We start from the raw sequence: 21310 nt of genomic DNA on the forward strand, positions 1-21310 counted from the left end.
ACACAACAGCGGCGGCCATCCTCGCGGATGGCCGCCGCTGTTGTGTCCCGGGCTGCAGCCCCTACTGCTTCGCCCAGTAGTCGTCGCGCGCCTTGCTCGCCGCCAGCTCCTCCGCGGTGCGGAAGCCCGGCGCCATCGATGCGTTGGTGCCGGCCATGTACTGGTGGTGGTCGATGCCCAGCAGTCGGATCCAGCTCTGCTGGCCGAACGTCAAGGCGATGCAGCAGCCGAGCTCCACGAGCTCCGGCTCCGTGAAGTGCTCATGGAGACGCCGCCACAGCTTGTCGAGGTCCTGCTCACCCCAGGCGATCGCCTGCGCGTAGGCGAGGGCGGCCTTCTGCCGCTCGTCGTACTTGTCCGACGACTCGAAGTTGAGGAGGTCGTCGTACTTCGCCTCCTCCAGACCTGCGGCGGCAGCCTTGGCGGAGCGCTGGTTGCCGCAGAACTCGCATTTCACGGTCCGCGAGATGTAGACCCGGCACAGGTCCTTGATCGCGTGGTCACACACGCCGCTGTGGAACAGCGACTTCCACGAGTCGGCGAAGGCCCAGAACGCGTTCGGCGCGTGGGCGCGGACCGCGGAGCTCTCCGGACGCGGGGTGCCCTCGCGGGCACAGCGGTGCATCTCCTCCTGCATCCGCTCGTCCATCTGCTCCAGCGGCACGTAGCTGATGTACGGGTCGGCCATGGTGGTACTCCCTTTCTGGGTGGGTGGAGCTTCAGTCGGTCTGTGAGTCGATGGCTGCGATGACGGCCTCGGTGGTGATGGGTAGGTCACGGACGCGAACGCCGAGGGCGCTGGCGACCGCGTTGCCGATGGCTGCTGCGGTCGGTCCCTGGGCCGCCTCGCCGGCGCCCACGGACGGCAGATCGGGCCGGTCGAGCAGGTGTACCTCGACCTCGGGCGCCTCGCTGAACCGCAGGATCGGATAGGTCTCCCAGTCCACACTGGTCACCCGTCGCCGGTCGAAGCGCACCCGCTCCTTGAGCGTCCAGCTCGTGGCCTGGGTGGCGCCGCCCTGGATCTGGTTGCGGACGCCGTCCGGGTTGATGACCCGGCCGACGTCGACCGCGACGGTCAGCTTGCGGACGACGACACGCTCCTCGGCCTCGACGTCCGCGACCACCGCGCAGTAGGCGCCCCGGTCCTTGTACCGGGCGAGGCCGATGCCGCGCCCACGTCCCTCGGGAACCGGCGTGCCCCATCGGGCGGCCCGCGCAGCGGTCTCCAGGACCGCCCGCGCCCGGTCGTCCTGGAGATGGCGGAGCCGGAAGCTGAGCGGGTCCTCCTCGCACGTCGCGGCGAGCTCGTCCATGAACGACTCGATGCTGAACACGTTCATGAAGGCCCCGAGCGCACGCAGCGCGGAGGACCGGATCGGGGTCTCGACGAGACGGTGTCCGGTGATCCGGCGCGCACCTACCGTGTAGATCGGAACGGCGTTGCGGGTGGTGCCACCACCGGCGGTCAGGGGCGGGTCGTCGGCGACCGGGCTGGGCAGCGGTCGCTCCAGGTAGGCGCCGGCCAGCAGGCCGGGAGTTCCCCGGTAGCCGGGCCGAGCCGTGTGCCCCTGGCCGTACACGTCGTAGGTCCACCCGGCGACCTGCCCCGTTTCGGAGAGCTCCGCCGCCACCTCAGCCACCATGGCCGATCCGAAGGGCGACCAGCCGAGCTCGTCCTGGCGGGTCCACTGGACCAGGACGGGCGCGCCCGGCACCGCGCGCGCGAGCAGGACGGCGTCGAAGGCCGCGTCGTCGGCGCCGTTGTGGCCGTAGCAGCCGGCGTTCTCGGCGTGTTCCACGGTGACCGTCTCGGCGTCGAGCCCGAGCGCCTGCGCGGTGGCGTCGCGTAGTTTGTGGATGCCCTGGCTGTGGCTCCACACGAGGAGCCTTCCGCCGCGGTCCCACCGGGCGACGCCACAGCTCGTGCCGATGGACGCGTGCGCCAGGAAGGGCCGGCTGTACCGTGCCGCCACCCGACGGGTGGGTGCGGTGACGCCGATGTCCTCCGCTAGAACCGGGATGTCGTCGTGCGGGCCGCGCAGCAGGAAGGCGGTCACGTCGGACTCGTCCGGCAGCGTGTCCCGCTCGTCCCACTCGGTCGCGTCGCGGAGTTGCTCTGCGGCGCGCGCGACCTGGAACTCGTCCGGGCCCACCACACCGAGGAAGGACCCGTCCCGGACCAGCTGCAGCTCAGCGCGCCCGGAAAGCACGTCACCCACGGCGGTGAGCCGCGCCCCCGGCGACGGTGGCCGCACCACGCGGCCGAACAGCATGCCGGGCAGCCTGAGGTCACTGATGTAGCGGGGCCGGCCGGCCACCTTGTCGGGCAGGTCCATCCGCGCCGCGCTGGTTCCGACCAGCCGCATGTCGACGGTGCTCGTCACCGCGACACCGGCATCCACGTCGCGGTTCAGGTCCACCGAGCCGGTCAGCTCGGCGTACGACGTTCGCCGCTCGTCGGTCAGGCAGCTGAACATTCCGCCCTCGACGACCACGTCCGCCGGATCGATCCCCCAGCGCCGGGCCGCCTCGGCGACGAAGAGCGCCCGTACGTGCGCCGCAACGAGCCGGACCGCCGGGGCGGCGTCGAAGATCGAGGTGCTTCCCGCCGTGAGTCCCTCGTCCGGGCCGAGTCCGGTGTGCGCGGGAAGCGGGTCGATGCGGGTGAGCGGTACGGTGAGCTCCTCGGCGGCCACCTGCGCGAGGGCGGTCAGGATCCCCTGGCCGAGCTCGACCTTCCCGACCCGCAGCGCGATGCGGCCGTCCGCCGTGACGGCGAGCCACCGGGACAGTCGCGGGTTGGCGGCGAGGTCCCGGGGCAGCCCGGTCGTGGTCTGGTCGGTCAGCGTCATGACCCGGCTTCACCCGCCTTCACCACCGCGTCGACGATCCGGCGCTGGACCCCGCAGCGGCAGAGGTTCAGGTCCAGGGCCTGCGCCACCTGCTCAGCCGATGGGTGCGGGTTCTCCTCCAGCAGCGCTGCCGCACTCACCGCGATGCCGGAGATGCAGAAGCCGCACTGTGCGGCCTGCTCGTCGAGCAGCGCCTGCTGCACGGGGTGCAGCTGCCCGGCCGACCCGAGCCCCTCGACGGTGACGACCGATCGGCCGTCCATGGACCACAGGGGGGTGTCGCAGGACGGTACGACGTTGCCGTCGACGCGGACGAAGCAGGCGCCGCACAGTCCCAAGCCGCAGCCAAACCGGCTGCCCTTGAGGCCCAGGTGGTTGCGCAGTAGCGACAGCAGCGCCGTGTCCGGGTCGGCCTCGACCGTGACCGGCTCGCCGTTGACAGTGAAGCGGAAGGTGCTGGTCATCGCCGCTCTCCGTCGAACACCTCGGGGTGCCGCTGCAGCTCGATCCGGGTACGTCGGATGTGCCCACCCAGGTAGCGCTCCGCGTCCACGGTGTCGCGGCGCTCGATCGCGTCGAGCAGGAGCCGGTGCTCGCCGTTGACCACCCACATTCGGCCCGGTCCGCTGAGCGCCATGAAGGCACGGCGGTAGTGCTGGGTGGAGTTCCACAGCCTGGTCACCATGCCGGTCAGCTGCTCGATGCCGCAACCGGTGTAGCTGAGCAGGTGGAACTCGCGGTCCAGCGCGAGGAACGACCCCATGTCGGTATCGGCCTCGATCCGGCTCTGGATCTCCTCGAGCCGCTCCAGCGCCGCGGCCCCAAGGTGGGGGATGCTCTCGCTCAGCGCCAGCGGCTCCAGCCGCTCGCGCATCTGGTAGATCACGTCCACCTCGTGCATGGAGAGCTTGGGCACGCGTGCGCCCTTGTGCGGCTCGTGCTCGGTGAGCCCCTCGGCCTCCAGGATCCGGAGGGCCTCGCGGACCGGCAGCCGGCTCGCACCGAGACGCTCGGCCACCTCCTCCTGGCGAATCCGCTCTCCTGGGGCGATGTCTCCGTTCAGGATCGCCGCGCGCAGGAAGTCGGCGACCCGGGCGCTCGCCGCCCCGGTGGCGGTCGGCTCAGGGGGAGGGGTCGGCAGGATGATGCCCTCGGTCATGCAGTCGCCTCCTGCTCGGCACGTTCCCGGTCGAACGCCTTGCCGTTCGGGTAGCAGACCAGCTCGAACTGCATCCCCCAGGGCGACAGGAAGTAGACCCAGCGGTTGCCCTCCGCGGGGCCTTTGCTCGCCGTCGGTCCGCCCAGCACCCCGACCCCGTGCCGCTCGAGGTGCGCGATGGCTTCGTCGAGGTCGTCGACGTACAAGGCGACGTGGTGGCCGCCGATGTCGCTGTTGCGGGGAATCGCATGCCGCTGGTCCGGCGAGGTGTAGGAGAAGACCTCGAACACCGCCTGGTCTCCGCAGCGGAAGAACCGGTTCTCCACCACCTCTGCCCGCGCGTGCACGTTCAGGTGCTCGGTCATCCAGTCGTCGTCGGCGCTCCGGAAGGGGCCGAGCGAGTAGAGGTACTCACAGCCGAGTACCTCGACGAGGAAGTGCGTCGCCTCCTCGAGGTCCGGCACGGTGAAGCCGACGTGGTCCAGTCGACGCAGCCCGGGCAACCCCATTTTGGATCCCTTCCTTCCACACCTCCTGTGTCTCCGATACTGGATCACGTGCAAAGCCCCATGTCCAGCGTTCAGCAGGATCTGGATTTGGATCCAAAGCTGTGCCAGTCTGTCGCCAGACACCGGAGGAGGGGTAGATGACCGACCACAGGAAGCTGGAGCCCGCGGCGCCGTGGGTCGAGCTCGTGGTGACGACGGATGACTGGGACGCCGCCGAGCCCGCGTTGCTCACCACGATGCTCAGCCAGCTGGTGCTGATCCGGACGTTCGAGGAGACGGTGCTTGAGCTGGCGGGGGCAGGTCTGATCCATGGGCCGGCGCACTCGAGCATCGGTCAGGAGGCCGGAGCGGTCGGCTCCGCGCTGCCTCTCACCAGCCAGGACGCGGTGAACGGGTCCCATCGTGGTCACCACCAGTTCCTCGCGAAGGCGCTGCACCACGTCGCGCCCAAGGGGCTCGACCCCGCCAAGGAGCTGACCGACGAGATCCGCGAGGTGCTGCTGCGCACGCTGGCCGAGATCTGCGGGCTGGACCGCGGCTTCAGCCACGGCCGCGGCGGCTCCATGCACCTGCAGTGGAAGGAAGCCGGCGCGATGGGCACGAACGCCATCGTGGGCGGCGGCGTGCCGCAGGCGGCCGGGTTCGCCTGGGCTCACCGGCAGGCCGGCACGGACGCGGTCTCGGTCACCTACTTCGGTGACGGAGCCGTCAACATCGGTTCGACGCTGGAGACCTTCAACCTGGCGGCCGCCTGGAAGCTGCCGGTCTGCTTCTTCATCGAGAACAACCAGTACGCCGTCTCCACCAGCGTGTTCGAGGCCACCGGTGAGCCCCGGCTCTCCGGCCGTGGGCCGGGGTTCAACATCCCCAGCTGGAAGGTCGACGGGATGGACCCGCTGGCCGTCTACCTGGCGATGCAGGAAGCGGTCGCACACATGCGGGCCGGTAAGGGGCCCACGATCATCGAGGCCGACACCTACCGGTACTTCCACCAGAACGGCGGGTTTCCGGGCAGCGCCTTCGGCTACCGCAGCAAGGCGGAGGAGAAGCGCTGGCGCGACCGCGACCCGATCAAGCAGCTGTCCGCCCAGCTGCTTCGGAGCGGCATCATGACGCGAGCCGAGATCGACGGCGTCGTGGCCCGTGCCAGGAAGGCGATGGCCGACACCACCGATGTCCTGCTCGAGCCCGTGCCCGGGGGGAAGCCGGGCCAGCGCCGGATCAAGGACAGCGAGTGGCCCGACCCGGCGTTCGTCGACGTCGGCGTGCGGGGCGACCTGAGCGAGTTCGACGAGGCCCCGCTGGCCGACGTGGATTCGTTCACCGGGGCGCTCGGCGAACAGAAGTTCATTGACGCCGTGGCCGGCGTCATGGTCCGCCGGATGGAGACCGACGCGTCCGTCGTGGTGATGGGCGAGGACGTGCACCGGCTCAACGGCGGCACCAACGGCGCCACCCGGGGGCTCAAGGAGCGGTTCCCCGACCGGGTGCTCGGTACCCCGATCAGCGAGAACGCGTTCGCGGGACTGGGCGGTGGCATCGCCCTCGACGGCCGCTACAAGCCGGTGGTGGAGTTCATGTACGCCGACTTCATGTGGGTGGCGGCCGACCAGCTGTTCAACCAGATCGGCAAGGCCCGGCACATGTTCGGCGGCACCGGCGACATGCCGTTCGTGCTCCGCAGCAAGGTCGCCATGGGCACCGGCTACGGCTCCCAGCACTCGATGGACCCCGCCGGCATCTTCGTCACCGCGCCCGGCTGGCGGATCGTGGCGCCCACGACGCCGTTCGACTACGTGGGCCTGATGAACAGTGCCCTGCGATGCAAAGACCCCGTCGTCGTCCTCGAGCACGTCGACCTTTACGGCTCCACCGACCTCGGCCCGGTCGACGACCTGGATTACTGCCTGCCGGTCGGCAAGGCAGCCGTCCGGCGCAGTGGCTCCGACGTCACGGTCATCTCCTACCTCGCGATGGTGCGCTACGTGCTCGAAGCGGTCGAGCAGGTCGACATCGACGCCGAGGTGGTGGACCTTCGCTGGCTCGACCGGGCGAGCCTCGACTGGGACACCCTGGGCGAGAGCATCAAGAAGACCAACAACGTGCTGATCGCCGAACAGGGAGCGGTCGGTGCGTCGTACGGCGGCTGGCTCGCCGACGAGATCCACCGGCGGTTCTTCGACTGGCTCGACCAGCCGGTGCAACGGGTCACGGGCGGGGAGGCCTCACCGAGCATCAGCAAGGTGCTGGAGCGGGCCGCGATCGCCCGGACCGATGAGGTCGTGGCGAAGCTGACCGAGATGGCGAGGTACTGAACATGGCCAGACTGTTGCGCATGCCCGAGGTCGCGGCGAACGCCACCGAGGCGATCCTGCAGGACTGGACGGTGGAGGAGAACATCGCGTTCTCGGCGCAGGACACCATCCTCACCGTGGAGACCGACAAGGCGGTGGTCGACATCGAGGCCGATGCCGACGGGATGGTCCTCAGGCGGCTGGTCCCGCCCGGGTCGAAGGTCGACGTCGGGGCTCCCATCGCCGTGCTGGGCGACCCGGGCGAGCAGGTCGGCGACCTCGAGGCGCTCCTGACGGAGCTCGGGGTCGGCTCCGGGGATGCAGCCGGGCCGGTTGCTGGGACGGCGGCTCGCCTCGACCCGGAGGGCGGCACGGCGAACACCGGCGCCGGCGCCCTGCCCGAACCCGCGCTGGCCTACCAGGTGACGACGACCAACGGCGAGCACCGAGCCCGGATCTTCGCCAGCCCGCTCGCCCGGCGGCTCGCCCGGGAGGCGGGCCTGGCCACCGAGACGATCCACGGGACCGGCCCCGGGGGCCGCATCCTCCGACGGGACGTGGAAGCGGCCCTTGCCGAACGGATGGGTGCCCGCTCCGGCGAACCGCTCCGAGCGCCAGCGGAGCAGCCGTCGACACAGCCTGCGGTGGCGGTTGCTGGCGGCGTCACGGAGATCCCGCACTCGAGGATGCGGCGCGCCATCGCGACTCGGCTCACCGAGAGCAAGCAGAGCACTCCGCACTTCTACGTCCGCGCGACCATCGACGTACGCCGGCTGCTGAAGCTCCGCGCCGAGCTCAACGACGGTGCCGACGTGAAGGTGTCGCTCAACGATCTCGTGGTCACGGCGGTCGGCCGGGCCCACGCCCTCGTGCCGGAGATGAACGTGACCTGGTCGCCGGACGCGGTCCGTCAGTACTCCGCCGCGGATGTCTCGGTCGCGGTCGCCACCGAGCGCGGGCTGCTGACCCCGGTCGTGCGAGGCGTGGACTCCATGACGGTGACGGAGGTGTCCCGCGCGACCCGCGAGCTCGCCGAGCGGGCCCGGGACGGCCGGCTCCGCCAGGAGGAGCTGGAGGGCGGAACGATCAGCGTGACGAACCTCGGGATGTTCGGTACGGAGGAGTTCGCGGCGATCATCAACCCGCCGCAGGCGGCGATTCTCGCGGTCGGCGCGGTACGCGAGGAGCCGGTCGCACGTCAGGGGAAGCTGCGGGTGCGACCAGTCATGCGCGTGACTCTGTCCGTCGACCACCGGCCGGTGGATGGCGTCGTGGCGGCCAGGTGGATGGAGGCGTTGGTGGGACTGCTCGAAAGGCCCCTGCGGATCCTGGCCTGAGCCGGCTACGTCGGCCCCATCACCGTGGACGGGTCGATGCCGAGCTCGGACAGGACGGCCCGAGCCGCATTTGCGCCCGGGCCGTCCGGAGACCCAGCCGCCGGGATGAGTCGTGGCGCCGGTGAGGAAGAGCCCCGGGCACCGACGTGCTGTACGTCGGCCAGCCTGTGATGACGCCTCCGTCGGGGGTGACGAACTCCCCGCCGTGACAGGACCCGCCGACGTTGTGGCGATTGTGCCGCGCAACGTCGACGGGCGACTCCGCGCGGAGCGCCAGGATGTCGTCCGGTGCGAGCCTCCCGCCGAGCTGGGCGGCTGCTTGGAGGACGGCGACGTCGAGGCCGGCGCGCGCGAGGTAGGCCGCGCACGCGAGCCCGTTGCGCCCTGCGCCGATGACGACGACCTCGGCGGCCTCCGGCGCCAAGCCCCCGCTCCGCTGCGGCCCACCACCATGCCGACCTCCTACCACAGCGCCTCGAACGTTGCGGGAACGTTGCCGAGACGTGCAAGCGTTTGCAACGAAATGGGTCCGTGAAGGTGCTTGACAGCGTGTGGTGCTCTTCACAAGACTCTCACCGAAACCGCAATCGATTGCGGACCGAGGAGGAAGAATGGCGATTCCGGCGACCAACCGCCGTCGGGTGACGGCCGTGGTAACGCTCAGCAGTCTCCTGGTGCTCGGACTAGCTGCCTGTGGCGGTGGAAGTGAGGCCAGCAGCAACACCGACAAGCCGATCAAGATAGGTGCGTCGCTCCCGCTGACCGGTGAGTTCTCCCAGCCAGGCAAGGCCGCCAAGGAGGGCTACGAGGTCTGGCAGAAGATGATCAACGAGAGCGGCGGTCTGCACGGCCGCAAGGTGGAGTTGGTCATCAAGGACGACGCGTCCAACCAGAACACCATCGTCGCGGACTACAACGCCCTGATCAGCCAGGACAAGGTCGACCTTCTGCTGGGGACGTTCTCCTCGCTGCTGAACCTCCCCGCGTCGGCCGTCGCCGAGCGCAACCAGATGCTCTACGTCGAGCCGGCCGGTGCCTCTCCGAAGATCTTCAGCCGCGGTTTCAAGTACGTCTTCTTCAGTCAGCAGGCGACCGCCGACAAGCAGGGCGAGGTGTTCGCTAACTGGATCGCCGGCCTGCCCGAGGACCAGCGCCCGAAGACGGCGGCATACCCGACCATCGACGACCCGTTCGCCGTGCCTACGGTCGAGGGCATCAAGGCGATCCTCGAGAAGGCCGGGGTCCAGACCGTGTACGAGCAGACGTACGCGATCGACACCAAGAACTTCGACACCATCGTGAACGCGATGAAGGCGAAGGCACCGGACCTGGTGGTGCACGGCGCGGTCTTCGAGGACGGGGTCGGCATGACCCGCGCGATGCGCAAGGCCGACTTCACACCCCACTGGCTGTACCAGACGAGCACCCCCTCGAACGGTGACCAGTACGCCAACGCTGTGGGTATCCAGAACACCGAGGGTGTCATGTATGCCGTGAGCCATGCTCCCCAGGCGAACACCCCCGGTAACAAGGAGTTCGTGGCGAAGTACAAGGAGATGTTCGGCGGTCTCCCGCCGGAGGACGCGGCCGACGCCTTCGCCGCGGGCCAGGTGCTCAAGGCAGCCGTCGAGGCGGTCGGCAACGTCAAGGACCAGGCCGCCATGGCGGACTGGCTTCGTAAGAACAGCGTCGAGACGATCCTCGGCACGCTCAAGTGGAACGCCGACGGCAGCCCGATCGGTCAGTTCCTGATCGGTCAGTGGCAGAAGGGCAAGGTCGAGTTCATCCTTCCCAAGGAGAGCGCGACCACCGACAACATCATCATGGGCTGGAAGCCGGGAGGCGCTGGCTGATGATCCAGTTCATCCAGAACCTGATCCTGGGCCTGCTCCTGGGCGGGGTTTACGCCCTCGTGGCGGGAGGCCTGACCCTGATCTTCGGGGTAATGCGAGTGATCAACATCGCCCACGGCGCGTTCCTGATCCTCGCAGCCTTCCTGACCTACACGTTGTGGAACGGGCTCGGTATCGACCCGCTGCTTGCCAGCCTCGTCACCACGCCGGTTGTCGGCGCCATCGGGTGGGTCACCTACAAGCTCATGGTGGCGCCCATCCGGACGGCGCCGATGGCGTCGACGGTGCTCCTCACCTTCGGCCTGGCCCTGGTCATCGAAGCGGCGCTGGGCACCATCTGGGGGAACAACTCCACCTCGATTCGTCCCGGCTACGCGGACGAGTCGTTCACCGTGGCAGGGCTGTTCCTGCCCAAGGCTCAGGTGTACGGCGGACTCGTGGCGGTGCTGGTTCTGGTGACGTTGGGTCTCGTGCTGACGAAGACCTGGCTCGGACGGGCGATCCGCGCCGCGGCCATCAACCCAGCCGGCGCCGAGCTGGTCGGGATCAAGGTGGCCGCGGTGGCGGCCCTCGTCTTCGCCCTCGGGATCGCCGCGGCGGGAGCGGGCGGAGCGATCGTCGGAGTGCTCTACCCGTTCGTCGCCGGCGCTCACTACCAGTGGATCGCGCGGCTGCTGGCGATCGTCGTGCTCGGTGGCATGGGAAGTCTGAACGGAGCGATCTTGGCAGCGGTGATGTTCGGTGTGGCGGAGACACTGACCGCGGCGTACGTCTCGCCCTCGTGGGCGACGGCCGTGCCCTACGTGATCGTCTTCGCCGTCCTGCTGATCCGTCCGCAAGGACTGCTCGGAACCCGGATGCGTGAGGATGCGGTGCCGGCGTGAACAAGTCACTCAGCCTTCTGACCCAGCCCCTCTGGATCGGGCGCCTGCTGGTGGCAGTCGCCACCGTCCTGCTGCTGGCGTTCCCGCTGCTCACCGATGACTCCTACCACCAGAACATGGTGATCCTGTCCCTGGTGTTCGCGATCGGCGCGAGCGGACTGAACATCATCACGGGCTTCGCCGGCTACGTCTCTCTCGGCCAAGGGGCCTTCATCGGCCTGGGCGGCTACACCATCGGCGTGCTCGCAGCCCGGTTCGAGTCGGTCTCCCCCTGGCTGTGGGTGCCGGCGGCGGGCCTCGTCGCCGCCGCCGTCGCCGTCGTGCTCGGTCTGGTCTCCCTGCGCTCGCGCGGACCATCGTTCGTCATCATCACGGTCGCGTTCCTGTTCCTGGTCCAGGTCATCGCGATCAACTGGGTGAGCCTGACCAACGGGACGGCCGGTCTGACCCTGCCGCTCCCGTCCTGGGACCGGGACATCATCAACTGGCCGTTCTACTACGCCCTCATCGCCATCCTGGCGCTGCAACTGCTGATGACGTGGTGGATCCGCCGGACCAAGCTCGGCATGGGGCTCATCGCGATCCGGGAAGACGAGACCAAGGCGGCGACGATCGGGATCAACCTGCCGGTCGAGAAGATGATCGCCTTCGTGGCGAGCACCGTCTTCGTCGGCATGGCCGGTGCCGTCTACGGCTACTACCTGACCTTCATCGATCCGCGCGGCATGTTCAGCATCCTGATCAGCGTGCAGCTCGTCCTGTCCCTGCTGGTCGGCGGGAAGGCAACGCTGTGGGGGCCGGTGCTCGGCGCGTTCCTGATCGAGCCCCTGAACGAGATCGCCAACAACAACTTCGGTGGCGGCAACGCGAGGCTGTACCTCTTCGGCGGTCTGCTCGTGCTCGTCGTGATCTTCCTGCCCAAGGGCATCCTGCCGGCCATCGAATCGCTGCTCCAGCGTCGTCGTACCGCCGGCAAGGCCGGACTGGTGGGAGCACGGATCGGCACCGGCGGAAGTTTCGCCTCGCTCACCGACCGGGTGCAGGTCGTGGACCGGACCGAGGCGGAGCCTCGGCCGCTCCTCGAGGTACGCGGGCTCCGGAAGCACTTCGGCGGTCTCAAGGCCGTGGACGGCTGCTCGTTCGCGGTGCCGGAGGGCACGATCACGGGCCTGATCGGGCCCAACGGGTCCGGCAAGACCACCGTCTTCAACCTGATCGACAACACGATCACGGCTGACGGCGGCGAGATCATCTTCGCCGGCGAGCACATCGAGAAGCTGCCCTCCTGGGAGCGCGCGCACCGAGGGCTGGGGCGCACGTTCCAGATCACCCGGCTGTTCGGCGAGATGACGGTGCTCGAAAATGTGGTGGCCGCGCAGCGAACCTTCTCGCTCTCGCAGCTGGGCCGCATCGCGGTGAGCGGCAAGGAGGCCAAGGCGGCCGAGGAGCTGCTGGAGTTCGTCGGGATGCGCGCGTTCCGTGACCAGAAGGCGCACGCCCTCTCCTACGGGCAGCAGAAGCTCGTCGAGCTCGCTCAGGTGCTCATGCTCGACCCGAAGCTCATCCTGCTCGACGAGCCGGCCGGCGGCATCAACCCGGTGCTGATCGAGCGGATGGCCGAGATGATCCGCGAGCTGAACTCTTACGGGAAGACCTTCCTGATCGTGGAGCACAACATGCCGTTCGTCCTCGCCCTGTGCGACCCGATCCATGTGGTGAGCCGTGGTGCGACCATGGCCAGTGGAACGCCCGCCCAGATCCAGACCGACCCAGCCGTGATCGACGCCTACCTGGGCGACGACTTCAAGCTGGCACACGAGGTGGCGAACTGATGCTTCAGCTGAAGGGTGTGGTCGCCGGCTACGGCGGCGGCGACGTGCTGCAAGGTGTCGACATCGAGGTGCCGAAGGGCGCCATCGCCTGCATCGTCGGGCCGAACGGTGCCGGGAAGTCCACCGTGCTTCGGACCGTCAGCGGACTGCTGACCCCCCGCCTGGGGGAGATCACCCTCCACGGAGAGCGGATCCATCACTGCTCTCCGTCGGAGATCCTCCAGCGGGGGATCTCCCAGGTGCCGCAGGCGAACGCCCTCTTCCCCAACCTCACCGTGAAGGAGAACGTCCTTCTCGGCGCGTACCTCATCCGGCGGGACCGATCCCGTGTCCGCAAGCGGTACGACCAGGTGTCGGAGCTCTTCCCGATCGTGGCGGACCGATGCAACGACAAGGCGGGCAACCTGTCGGGCGGCCAGCGGCGCATGGTGGAGTTCGCTCGGTCCTTGATGCTCGATCCGATGCTGCTGCTGCTCGACGAGCCGTCACTCGGCCTCGACCCGAAGGCACTGCAGACGTTGTACGAGTCCGTCGTGGTGCTGCGGGACAGCGGCAAGACGATCCTCATCGTGGAGCAGAACGTCCGCTTCGGCATGCGTATGGCCACGGACGGCATCGTGATGGAGAGCGGTCGGGTCGTGACACAGCGACCGGCCGCCGCGATCCTTTCCGACCCCGACATCGCGCAGATGTACTTTGGAGGCGCCGCGAGCCAGCACCACATGGCGCCCTGAGTCGAGTCGGGGGAGAGTTACCGCAGCCACCGTGCCGGCTGACCGCTGTCACAGCCCGGCTGGCTGGATGCGAGTCAAAAGCGACGGTAGTAGTGCGTGGAAGTACTGGTACCGGGCGCGCTCCAATCTGTCGCACCGCCGTATGGGCTCGTGCCAGACTTATCGATCGTGGCCCATGCATTCCTTGAGGCGCACGACGTCCTACGGCTGCTATTGCTCCCACCCAACTGGCGCGCAGGACGACTTGGCGTAAGTCTGACCCGCAAGGCGAACGCACGGCAGTGGCGTACCAGACCCGGGGCGGTTCAGAGGTGACGCCCGATCACGGTTTACCAAGCCAGACGCGAGGGGTAGCCTCCGTGGAAAAACTCGGTCCGTGGGTCGACGGACGAAACGCCACGAGACAGACGTTCCGTGTTACCAATCCAATTAAATAGCGTCGGTCCACGCTCAGAAGCCTCTGTCGAGGCCGTGCGGATTCGGAGGTGTTTGATGGGGTCAAACGAGGTTCCAACCCGATGGATCACTTGGCCAGCTGGCGTAGTCGCCGCTCTCGCCTGGGGGGCTGGTCACCTTACATCCGTCGCCATTTTTGACCTCATCTTCGTCGCCGCGGCCGCTTGGTTAGGCGGTTGGTTGTTGAGCGACTTTGCGTGCCGCTATCTTGCGTGGCGGGGGGAGCTTTCACGGCGGGAGGGCGAAGACGAGTGGGTAGTCGACGAGCCGCGACCGCGTCCACGGTGAGGGAGCCACCACCCCACGGTTCGTGTCGATCCACCTACCAGGACCTCACCCTGTACGTGCCGAGAATTGCGTCCGGGCTGGTCAAGCGGCACGTTCGTAACCGTGTAGGGGTCCGCTGAGGCGGTCGCGGTGGTGGATGCGAAGCTGGGTGAATTCGTCTTGGTTGCTGATCGGCTCGGGCGGCGGCGCCAGCGGCCGGGTGTTGGCGATCCCCTGATGGGGGCGGTGGGCGTTGTAGAAGTCCTCGTATTCGCCAAGGCGCGGATCAACAGGGAGCGGGGCGAGGCCGCCCTGATCGACACCCAGGTCCGCCCGAGCGCGAATACCAGTGCGAAGTTTGCGGCCTGGCCCTGGACGCGACTTCAACGCCGCACGCAATCTCGCGACACTCGCGGCGCAGGTCGATACCGCCGGGAGTGGCCCGGCGGCAGGACGTGGAGCCGACCGTGAGACCCGCCTCGGCGGGCAGGTGGCTGTGAAGCGTCAACCCGGCACAGCCACCGCTGGTCAGACGGGGACCATCCCACCGCAAGGCGGGACTACCGATCACACGCTCGCCAGAGCGCACTGAAAGGCAACGGTTGGAGGTGATCGGACGTGCGTGAGGTACTGCCGGAGCTGCTCGAGTGGTGGCGGCGTGGCGACCCGGTCGGCATGGGGACGGTCGTCGCGACCTGGCGATCGGCGCCGCGCCCCGTCGGCGCCGCGATGTTGGTCGGGCCAGGCGGCGAGGCGATCGGCAGCGTGTCCGGCGGGTGCGTCGAAAGTGCGGTGTACGAGCTGGCCAAGAAGGTCGTCGCGGACCGCCGGCCGACGCTGCAGCGCTACGGCATCAGCGACGACGACGCGTTCGGAGTGGGGCTCACCTGCGGCGGAATCCTCGACGTCTTCGTCGAGCGTGTCGACCGCACGACCCTCCCGCAGCTGGAGGAGGTTACCGCCGACATCGCGGACGGGCGAGCGGTGGCGGTGTGCACGCTCGTCGAGCACCCGGACGCGAGCCGGGTCGGCGCGCACTTGGTGGTGCGGCCGCAGAGCGCGTCCAGGACGACCGTGGTGGGTTCGCTCGGCTCGCCGCGCTTCGACGCGGCCGTTGCCGACGACGCCCCCGGACTACTGGCCAGCGGCCGTAACGGAATCCTCACCTACGGCCCGGACGGCGAGCGCCGAGGCGAGGGCGCTCGGGTGTTCGTCGCGTCTCATGCCCCGCAGCCTCGGATGATCGTATTCGGCGCCATCGACTTCGCGGCCGCGCTCGCGCGTACCGGTACCTTCCTCGACTACCGCGTGACCGTCTGCGACGCCCGTCCCCTCTTCGCCACCCGGTCCCGTTTCCCTGACGCAGATGAGGTGGTCGTCGACTGGCCACATCGCTACTTACGAGCCGAGGTCGACGCGGATCGACGGCCGTACGGTCCTCGCCGTGCTCACGCATGACCCCAAGTTCGATGTACCCGTGCTCGAGGTCGCCCTGCGGTTGCCCGAGGTCGGCTACATCGGGGCGATGGGCTCCCGCCGCACCCACCAGGACCGGCTGGACCGCCTGCGTGCCGCGGGAGTTCCCGACGCCCACCTGGCGCGGCTGTCCTCACCCATCGGCCTGGACTTGGGGGCGCGCACGGCTGAAGAGACCGCCATCAGCATCGCCGCCGAGATCATCGCGCTACGTTGGGGCGGCCAGGGCGAACGGCTCAGCCGGACGCGGGGCGCGATCCACCACCACCGATGAGCGTGCAGCATAAGACCCCGGGCACGCTCGGCCGCGCACTGACCTGGCCAACCTGGCCTGCTTCAGGTCCGGCTGCAATGTCCGGCAAGAGCCTGGTGCAGTGGCGGACCCAGGTCGAAGAATCATGAAGGAGTGTTCCCTGAGCAAGGTAGCTGGCCTAGTTCTTGCCGCAGGCGCCGGCACACGGTATGGCGGGCCAAAGGCCCTGGTCCGCGCTGACGACGGCCACCTGCTGGTAGAGCACGCGGCGGCGACGCTTCGCACGGGCGGCTGCGCACCGATCGTCGTCGTGCTCGGCGCCAAGTCCGATTGGGTGCGCGGCGAAGCACGACTGGCTGACGTGTCGTTGGTCGACAACGCCGATTGGAAGAGCGGAATGGGTTCCTCACTGCGGGCCGGACTGGCGGCACTGGCCGACGCTGACGTCGACGGCGTAGCGGTGCTCCTGGTCGACACGCCCGACATCGGTCCGGAAGCGGTGCGCCGTCTTGTCGTTGCAGTCGACGGCCCCGGCGCGTTGCTCACGGCGACGTACGGCGGCAGGCGCGGCCATCCGGTGATCATCGGACGCGACCACTGGGCCGGGGTCGCAGCGCTCGCGACGGGCGACGTCGGCGCGCGGGCCTACCTCGCGGCGCACTCGGCCAAGGTACGCGGCGTGCCGTGCGAGGACGTCGCCGACGACACCGACCTCGACGTTGTGCCTGCCGAAAATACATCCGCGCAGGTCAAGCGGCGTGTTCGTACTCGTGCATGATGCCGCCGAGGCGGTCGTGTCGGCGGACGTCCAGGTCGTTCATGCGGGGCATCGAACACCGGTGAGGATGACCTCGATGCCAGCGTCGGACAGGATGGTGTCAAATAGGGCGGGGGAGGTACATGGCGGGCGCCGGACAAAGTTGCGGTTTCGAAGAAGTCGCACGCCAGCAGCGCGTCGGCCTGGGAGCGCGGGAATGCGGCCACGGCGCCGCCCGCTTGGGTCGATCCCGGCCTGCTTGAGGATCTCCCAGACGGTGGAGGGGGCGACCTTCACCCCGAGAACCAGTGGTTACCGTGTCCGAAGTGCTCACCGCGACCGGACGGAGCAAGCCGTCCGACCTGCGACGATGCGGGATGGTATGGATCCCGGGAGCTGAGACTCGAATCCCACCGGCAACCCTCTGACCAGGGCTTTCTGCTCGGTGACCTCTTCGGCGAGCCCGAAGAGGTCACCGAAGGCTAGACCCGCGAAAGCTTCAAAGTCTTGCCGATCGCCATCGGCGGTGGGGCAACGGTTCGTGTTGCCCCTCCGACACGAACCCCCACGGCTCGATCGCCAGTGATGCGAAGAGCCGGTCCGTCCTTCGGTGCGCGGGAGACTCCGTAGTGGCGGGTGTGCTGTTTAGGCGTGGGCGGGGTTCTGACGGTGGCCCCCGTTTACCCCCCGGAAACCCTGTCCTGACGTCCACAACCAGTGACAAGAAAAGACCAATGCCCGGCCGTGTCTGTGCAGGTCAAGGACCACTTGCGGCAAGCAATGACAAGCTCGGGGCGGCTGCTGTTGGCAACAAGGGGTCGTCGGTTCGAATCCGGCCGTCCCGACAGCACGTAGAGAGGCCGTTAACCGGAGCATTTGCCCTGGTCAGCGGCCTCTGTTAGTTCCCACAATCGACGTGGTCGGCGAGCTAGACAGCGCGAAGCTGGGACCATCTGGGGACCGGCGAGCCTTCACGTGAGCACTCAGCGCGGTTCCCGCGTCGCTGATCGACTGGCGATCGGGGTGCAAGTACCGCTGCGCCGTCGTGAGCGATCCGTGTCCGGCGATCTTCCGCAGGACGTGGACCGGCACACCTGCGTCAGCCATCCACGTGAGCCCGGTGTGGCGCAGATCGTGACGACGCAGATGTTCGTAGCCGAGAGCAGTGACGACGAGCACCACGACTCGTGCCTCAGCGTCTCGTCGAGTGCAGACATGCTGCGGGTGGCCGCGGTTCGAGCGGCCTCTCTACCCCAGACAGAATCTATCTATGCCCAGCGGAGTAAGTCAGTCGTCGTCCTGGGCGGTCTCCGTAGTCGTGTCGATACGAAGTGCGCCGATGACTGTGGACCCACGGCGACGGCGAGCCCTACCGCCCATCCGGCCGTCCCGGAACCCCCGCTGATCAGGATCCCCGCGTCGGGTACCTCGTTTACCTGAGTCGGCTGTCAAGTCCGGTTCCCGACGCAGTGCTGGCCTGTGTACGGGACTGGGCGCACTCTGGCACCACCCTAAGTACTCGAGGTGCTCGATGGCAGTGACACTTAGCCAGCTCAGAAGCGAGCCGTTCTGGCGCAACGAGACCGTCCCACCCAACCTCACCGAGTTTGTCTTCGCGCTGGCCGACCACTTCGGGTTGCCGCACGGGCGCGCCGGCACGGTGGGCAACTTCAAGCACCTCGAGGGGCGGCACCGATCGATCGAGTGGTCGCTCAACTCGGCATTCTGCACTGACCGCAAGTACGGGACGCAGGACCGTCGCGACACCCGCGGCAATCACCGGCACATCAGGGCCGTCGACCTGACCTGGATCGTCAACAGAAACAACCAGGATCAGATCGCGAAGGCCAAGGCGGAGTTCCATCCGCTGTGCCACCGGCTGGACAACGCGGTGCGCGCAGGGCTTCTGCCCCAGGTGGCCGAGTGGTTCGGCACCTTCAACGGCAACGAGGTCAGCGGCTGGTCTAAAGGCGGCCCCGACTCCTCGGACAGTAGCCATCTCAACCACCTGCACATTGGCTTCTGGACCGAGAACGCCGACGACGACCACAGCGACATCTTCGGAATCCTCACCGAATCCGTTACACCGCCAGGAGACGACATGAGCGTCGCAGACGTTCGGACCGGCCTACACCAGATCCTCGACGAGGCCGCGAAAAGATCAACACCGACGGGCCGCCAGTACGGCGACGACTTCGACACGCTGATCCGGCGCTCGATCAGCCCGATCGTCGCGCAGATCGCCGCGCTGACCGGCAAGAACATGGTTGACGAGAAGGAGATCGCAAAGGCGGTGCTCGCGGGGCTTCAACCGGCGACGATCGCCGACTTCGTGATGGAGGCCATGCCGGCCTCCGCCTCAGAGATCGTCGATGAGCTGACCAGCCGCATCAACGACCGCACGCCGGGGGAAGGTCTCCCGTCGCCGGTTTGACCGTCCCCTTCCCGCTATCTTGCCGTTTGGCCAATTCGGCGTCGAACACGCCTCGCTCGGGTGGAGCTACCCACGCCGGCGCGGCAGCTTCTGCAGTCGAGCGGCGGGTTAGCAGTCGCGAGCAAGCCCGCAGCACGTCGACATCTTCGCCGAGTTCTCCAGTCCGGTGCCAGTGGTCCTGCACAGACTGGACCATGGCGGCGGGGGCATCCAAGCCGCCGTGCAGCTCGTAGCCGTTGTAGGTGTGCGCGAACATGCTGACCGTCGTCGCAGAGCCGAGCTTGGTTCAGTTGCTCGACGCCCCCGTGGACGAGGACCAGGGCCACGATGCGGGGACCACATGGGGACCACACCTCATGAGCGGTGCCGAACATGTCACGTCCGCCGACACGTCTATCCGAGCTGCCGATCGTGCTTGACGTGCGCAAACCTCTAACGCAACGTCCTGGGGGTCAAGGGGTCGTCGGTTCGAATCCGGCCGTCCCGACGCAGCTCAGAGGGCACATCCGATCGATGGATGTGCCCTCTCTTCATGCCTGAGTGTCTAACTGAGTGTCTACGCCTCAACGTCAAAGATCCGATCCATGGCGACAGCACCAGCCAGTAGCACCGGTCGGAGTTGGTGCCGGTAGACGCACGCGGTATGCCTGCCGGGTCCTAGCCACCCTTGACCCACGTCAGCACTTCCCGCCAGTGGGCAGGAGACGGTGTGTGAGCGGCGTTCTCGCTGATGCGGACCTCGGCGTCGGGCATCCGTGTGGCGATCAGTGGCGCGTCGGCAACAGCTCTGCCGGGGTCGTGTCGACCAGCCCAGATGAGGACGCGGCAGGGCACGTCTCGAAGATGGAATCCCCACGGACGAATGTCTGTGGCCAGCCAGTCGCTGACCAGGCCGGCGGCGCCTTGGCGGGCGCCTTCGAGGTTGGACTCCTCATTTGGCTGCATCCAGGTGTCCTGGCCAGTCGCAAGCAGTTCTCGGTGCTTTTTGAGGGGGTCGGGACTGCCCCCAGTTCGGTTGACTCCTGACCTGTGAGGATGCGTTCCTCGCTGGAAGGATGTCTGCCATGCCGAAAGCGTTCCCGCCGGAGTTTCGCCGTGACGTGGTCGCGGTTGCCCGCAAGGGCGAGGCGCCCATCGCCCAGATCGCGAAGGACTTCGGGATTTCCGAGTCGTGCCTGCACCGCTGGTTGAAGATCGCCGACGCCGACGACGGGATCCGCCCCGGCACCACCAGCTCTGAGTCGGCGGAGCTGCGGGAGCTGCGACGACGCAACAAGCTGCTGGAGCAGGAGAACGAGATCCTGCGCAGGGCGGCGGCGTTTTTCGCCAAGGAGATCGCCCCAAAATGACGTACCCGCTGGTCGGTGACCTGGCCGCGGACGGGATCCCCGTCGCGGTGACCTGCCGGGTGCTGGGCTTCAGCAAGCAGGCCTACTACGCGTGGAAGAACAGCCCGGTCGCCCGCCGGGACCTGGAAGACGCCTATCTGATCAACGCCGCTCTCGACATCCACGCCGACGACCCGGCGTTCGGGTACCGGTTCATCGCGGATGAACTACCTGCCCACGGCATCACCGCCGGCGTCAACCGGGTGGCCAGGCTCTGCTCACAGCAGCGGATCTGGTCGGTGTTCGCCAAACGCAGAGGCCTCACGAGAAGGGCCGGGCCGCCGGTGCACGACGACCTGGTGCAACGCCGTTTCGCCGCCGACGCGCCGAACCGGGTGTGGCTGACCGATATCACCGAACACCCCACCGGCGAGGGCAAGCTCTACCTGTGTGCGATCAAGGACGTGTACTCCGGCCGGATCGTCGGCTACTCCATCGACTCACGGATGAAGGCGTCCCTGGCCGTCGCGGCGCTGTCGAACGCGGCTCGCCTGCGCAGCCCGGCCGGCACGATCGTGCACTCCGACAGGGGCAGTCAGTTCCGGTCCAGAAAGTTCGTGAAAGCGTTGCACCGCAACGGATTGGTCGGCTCGATGGGGCGCGTCGGCGCCTGCGGTGACAACGCGGCGATGGAATCGTTCTTCGCCCTACTGCAACGCAACGTCCTCGACCGGCAACGCTGGCACACCCGCCACGAGCTACGCCTGGCGATCGTGACCTGGATCGAACGCACCTACCACCGGCGCCGACGGCAAAGACGCCTGGGCCGGCTTACCCCGATCGAGTTTGAGACAATCAACAGGCCCGCACACGCGGCCTGAA

General features: G+C 68.0%; 18 protein-coding genes and 1 pseudogene. 11 read left to right on the forward strand and 8 right to left on the reverse strand.

Annotated features, from left to right (window positions below):
• Nucleotides 1–61 precede the first annotated feature (61 nt).
• From EV384_RS17395 to EV384_RS17415, 5 genes are read right to left on the reverse strand one after another with little or no spacing between them, the layout of a single operon-like run.
• Nucleotides 62–688, reverse strand: coding sequence for a carboxymuconolactone decarboxylase family protein (locus EV384_RS17395; RefSeq protein WP_130334685.1), 627 nt, complete (start codon nucleotides 686–688; stop codon nucleotides 62–64).
• Between the two features lie 31 nt (nucleotides 689–719).
• Nucleotides 720–2855, reverse strand: coding sequence for a xanthine dehydrogenase family protein molybdopterin-binding subunit (locus EV384_RS17400; protein WP_130334687.1), 2136 nt, complete (start codon nucleotides 2853–2855; stop codon nucleotides 720–722).
• On the reverse strand, nucleotides 2852–3319 hold the full coding sequence (locus EV384_RS17405) for a (2Fe-2S)-binding protein (protein ID WP_130334689.1): 468 nt from the start codon (nucleotides 3317–3319) through the stop codon (nucleotides 2852–2854). The genes EV384_RS17400 and EV384_RS17405 overlap by 4 nt, the downstream gene beginning before the upstream one ends.
• Nucleotides 3316–4014 (reverse strand): GntR family transcriptional regulator, encoded by a 699-nt coding sequence (locus EV384_RS17410; protein WP_130334691.1) that lies wholly within the window; start codon nucleotides 4012–4014, stop codon nucleotides 3316–3318. Before EV384_RS17410 ends, EV384_RS17405 begins: the two co-directional genes overlap by 4 nt.
• Complete coding sequence (locus tag EV384_RS17415; RefSeq protein ID WP_130334693.1) at nucleotides 4011–4523, reverse strand: VOC family protein; 513 nt, start codon at nucleotides 4521–4523, stop codon at nucleotides 4011–4013. The genes EV384_RS17410 and EV384_RS17415 overlap by 4 nt, the downstream gene beginning before the upstream one ends.
• Nucleotides 4524–4660: 137 nt before the next feature.
• Between EV384_RS17415 and EV384_RS17420 the strand changes: the two genes are divergently transcribed.
• Nucleotides 4661–6838, forward strand: coding sequence for an alpha-ketoacid dehydrogenase subunit alpha/beta (locus tag EV384_RS17420; protein ID WP_130334695.1), 2178 nt, complete (start codon nucleotides 4661–4663; stop codon nucleotides 6836–6838).
• Between the two features lie 2 nt (nucleotides 6839–6840).
• Nucleotides 6841–8154, forward strand: coding sequence for a dihydrolipoamide acetyltransferase family protein (locus EV384_RS17425; RefSeq protein WP_130334697.1), 1314 nt, complete (start codon nucleotides 6841–6843; stop codon nucleotides 8152–8154).
• Nucleotides 8155–8173: 19 nt separating this feature from the next.
• On the opposite strand, the gene EV384_RS37295 is transcribed toward EV384_RS17425, so the two are convergent.
• A complete protein-coding gene (locus EV384_RS37295) occupies nucleotides 8174–8878 on the reverse strand; it encodes an NAD(P)-binding protein (RefSeq protein WP_423202964.1) in 705 nt (234 codons plus the stop codon).
• On the opposite strand from EV384_RS37295, the gene EV384_RS17435 reads away from it, so the two are divergent.
• From EV384_RS17435 to EV384_RS17470, 7 genes are all read left to right on the forward strand, one after another.
• Nucleotides 8766–10007: an amino acid ABC transporter substrate-binding protein gene (locus EV384_RS17435; protein WP_130334699.1), complete on the forward strand. Its 1242-nt coding sequence runs from the start codon at nucleotides 8766–8768 to the stop codon at nucleotides 10005–10007. The two genes, EV384_RS37295 and EV384_RS17435, sit on opposite strands and share 113 nt — an antisense overlap.
• On the forward strand, nucleotides 9914–10891 hold the full coding sequence (locus EV384_RS17440) for a branched-chain amino acid ABC transporter permease (RefSeq protein ID WP_242624116.1): 978 nt from the start codon (nucleotides 9914–9916) through the stop codon (nucleotides 10889–10891). The genes EV384_RS17435 and EV384_RS17440 overlap by 94 nt, the downstream gene beginning before the upstream one ends.
• Nucleotides 10888–12723, forward strand: a complete 1836-nt coding sequence (locus EV384_RS17445; protein WP_242624117.1) for a branched-chain amino acid ABC transporter ATP-binding protein/permease — start codon at nucleotides 10888–10890, stop codon at nucleotides 12721–12723. Before EV384_RS17440 ends, EV384_RS17445 begins: the two co-directional genes overlap by 4 nt.
• Nucleotides 12723–13457: an ABC transporter ATP-binding protein gene (locus EV384_RS17450; RefSeq protein ID WP_130334701.1), complete on the forward strand. Its 735-nt coding sequence runs from the start codon at nucleotides 12723–12725 to the stop codon at nucleotides 13455–13457. Before EV384_RS17445 ends, EV384_RS17450 begins: the two co-directional genes overlap by 1 nt.
• Before the next feature lie 1398 nt (nucleotides 13458–14855).
• Complete coding sequence (locus EV384_RS17465; protein WP_278045605.1) at nucleotides 14856–15638, forward strand: XdhC family protein; 783 nt, start codon at nucleotides 14856–14858, stop codon at nucleotides 15636–15638.
• Nucleotides 15625–15930 (forward strand): XdhC family protein, encoded by a 306-nt coding sequence (locus tag EV384_RS36750; protein ID WP_278045606.1) that lies wholly within the window; start codon nucleotides 15625–15627, stop codon nucleotides 15928–15930. Before EV384_RS17465 ends, EV384_RS36750 begins: the two co-directional genes overlap by 14 nt.
• A gap of 124 nt (nucleotides 15931–16054) precedes the next feature.
• Complete coding sequence (locus EV384_RS17470) at nucleotides 16055–16687, forward strand: nucleotidyltransferase family protein (RefSeq protein WP_130334705.1); 633 nt, start codon at nucleotides 16055–16057, stop codon at nucleotides 16685–16687.
• Nucleotides 16688–17551: 864 nt separating this feature from the next.
• Here EV384_RS17470 and EV384_RS17480 read toward each other — a convergent pair.
• Nucleotides 17552–17839, reverse strand: a pseudogene (locus tag EV384_RS17480) (tyrosine-type recombinase/integrase); the annotation flags it as partial.
• Between the two features lie 358 nt (nucleotides 17840–18197).
• Here EV384_RS17480 and EV384_RS17485 point away from each other — a divergent pair.
• A complete protein-coding gene (locus EV384_RS17485; RefSeq protein ID WP_130334707.1) occupies nucleotides 18198–19100 on the forward strand; it encodes a hypothetical protein in 903 nt (300 codons plus the stop codon).
• A 657-nt stretch (nucleotides 19101–19757) separates the two neighbouring features.
• On the opposite strand, the gene EV384_RS17490 is transcribed toward EV384_RS17485, so the two are convergent.
• Entirely contained in the window at nucleotides 19758–20045 is a 288-nt protein-coding gene (locus tag EV384_RS17490; RefSeq protein WP_165439969.1) for an alpha/beta fold hydrolase, read from the reverse strand.
• 119 nt (nucleotides 20046–20164) lie between these two features.
• Here EV384_RS17490 and EV384_RS17495 point away from each other — a divergent pair.
• Nucleotides 20165–21309, forward strand: a protein-coding gene (locus EV384_RS17495; protein WP_130334711.1) for an IS3 family transposase whose coding sequence is annotated in 2 segments (ribosomal slippage) — nucleotides 20165–20435 and nucleotides 20435–21309 — 1146 coding nt in all. Because the reading frame shifts where the segments join, the coding sequence is not laid out codon by codon here.
• Nucleotide 21310 lies beyond the last annotated feature (1 nt).

Origin of the sequence: Micromonospora kangleipakensis (genome assembly GCF_004217615.1) — a bacterium.
GTDB lineage: Bacteria > Actinomycetota > Actinomycetes > Mycobacteriales > Micromonosporaceae > Micromonospora > Micromonospora kangleipakensis.